The 1,707-nt window shown below is 66.1% G+C and carries 2 protein-coding genes and 1 riboswitch; of the genes, one reads left to right on the top strand and one right to left on the bottom strand.

What is annotated here, in order from left to right:
* A partial coding sequence (locus tag JHD07_RS36270) for a 2'-deoxycytidine 5'-triphosphate deaminase (protein WP_291630928.1) occupies window positions 1–1,084 on the bottom strand: 1,084 nt, incomplete at its 3' end.
* A gap of 111 nt (window positions 1,085–1,195) precedes the next feature.
* Window positions 1,196–1,275: riboswitch (SAM riboswitch) on the top strand.
* 74 nt (window positions 1,276–1,349) lie between these two features.
* Here JHD07_RS36270 and JHD07_RS36265 point away from each other — a divergent pair.
* On the top strand, window positions 1,350–1,707 hold a 358-nt coding region (locus JHD07_RS36265), incomplete at its 3' end, for a PLP-dependent transferase (RefSeq protein ID WP_291630926.1).

Here is a 1,707-nt window from a genome sequence, read left to right as displayed (position 1 = left end):
GTTTGAGGCCCTGCGCCTGGTAGTTGGAACCGATACGCTGGCCGTACATCGCGTCAGGGCGGCCCAGCATCTTCTCGTAGACGAGGCGGCCGACGATCTGGCCGTGCTCGAGGATGAACGGCACTTCGCGCGAGCGCACCTCCAGCACGGCGCGCGCGCCCTGCCCGCCCGCGCCGGCATAGCCGAAGCCGGGATCGAAGAAGCCGGCGTAGTGCACGCGGAATTCGCCGACCAGGGGATCGAACGGCACCATCTCCGCGGCGTAGTCCGGGGGCACCTGCACCGCCTCTTTCGACGCGAGGATGTAGAACTCGCCGGGATCGAGGATCAGGCTGCCATCGGGCCGCGCCGAGATCGGCTCCCAGAACTCCTCCACCGCGTAGCCCGCGCGGCGATCGACATCGACGACGCCAGTGTGGCGCTTGGCGCGGTAGCCGACGAAGCCGCTCGCCTTCTCGCCGGACAGATCGACCGAGACGGCGACGCCGCCGGAGAGATCGGCATCGTCGATGTCGACGAGACGCTCGCTGGCGTGCAGCGCATCGAGCTCGTCGGCATTGAGGATGGCATCGCCGGTGCGGAAGCGCACCTGGCTGAGGCGCGAGCCTTCGCGGACCAACACCGGAAACGTCTTCGGGCTGATCTCGGCATAGAGCGGGCCGTGATAGCCGGCGCCGATCATGTCGAAGCGGCGGGTGCCGTCGGCGATCACGCGGGTGAAGACGTCGAGCCGGCCGGTGGAGCTCTTCGGGTTGGCGGCCGCGACGATCTCCGGCGGCAGCGCGAGGCTCTCCAACAGCGGCACGATGTAGACGCAGTTGGTTTCCAGCACCGCACCGTCGGCAAGGCTGAACTCGTGCAGCTTCAATTCGTCGATACGCTCGGCCACGGTGGCGCCGGGACCGGGCAGGAAGCTGGCACGGACGCGATAGGCGATGTCGCCGAGCCGCAGATCGAGGCTGGCCGGCTGGATCTGGCTCTCGATGAAGTCGTAGGCGGGCAGGATGAGACCTTCTTCCGCCATCGCCGCGATCATGCGGTCGGGCAGGATACCATTGGCGTCGGCGGCGACCGTGAACGTCAACCGGGGGTCCTCATCAGGGCTCAAACGCATCCGGACATGCCGGGAAATACAGGTCTTTTACGGCTATCCGATGGACGCCTTGACGGAAAGGGCATTGCGGAATATGAGCATCACTTATCCCGTGGTGATTTGAGCCGGCCGGCTTGCAGCCACGTTAAATAAGTCGCTAAACAGGCCGGGGACCTCTGTGATCCCGGCCCGTGGAGATATCCAGGCCGGTTTTTTTGTGACCGTTTTCGACGCGGCGGTCATGTCGGAGGTACCTATGTCGAAGTCGCCTGCTGCCTACCGTCCCGAAACCCGCCTGGTCCATTCCGGCACCCTGCGCTCGCAATTTGGCGAGACGTCGGAGGCGCTGTTCCTGACCCAGGGCTACGTCTACAACAGCGCCGAGGAGTGCGAGGCGCGGTTCAAGGGCGAGGATCCCGGCTTCATCTATTCGCGCTACTCCAACCCCACCATCGCGATGTTCGAGCGCCGCATGATCGAGCTCGAAGGCGCCGAGGCCGCCCGCTCGGCCGCAACCGGCATGGCGGCGGTGACGACCGCGATCCTGGCGCCGCTGAAGGCCGGCGATCACGTCGTGGCCTCGCGCGCGCAACACGCGATAGAGCGAGCCAACA

The sequence above is a fragment of the Bradyrhizobium sp. genome, assembly GCF_016462955.1.
Taxonomy (GTDB): domain Bacteria; phylum Pseudomonadota; class Alphaproteobacteria; order Rhizobiales; family Xanthobacteraceae; genus Bradyrhizobium.
This window is presented reverse-complemented; position numbering and strand designations above follow the sequence as displayed.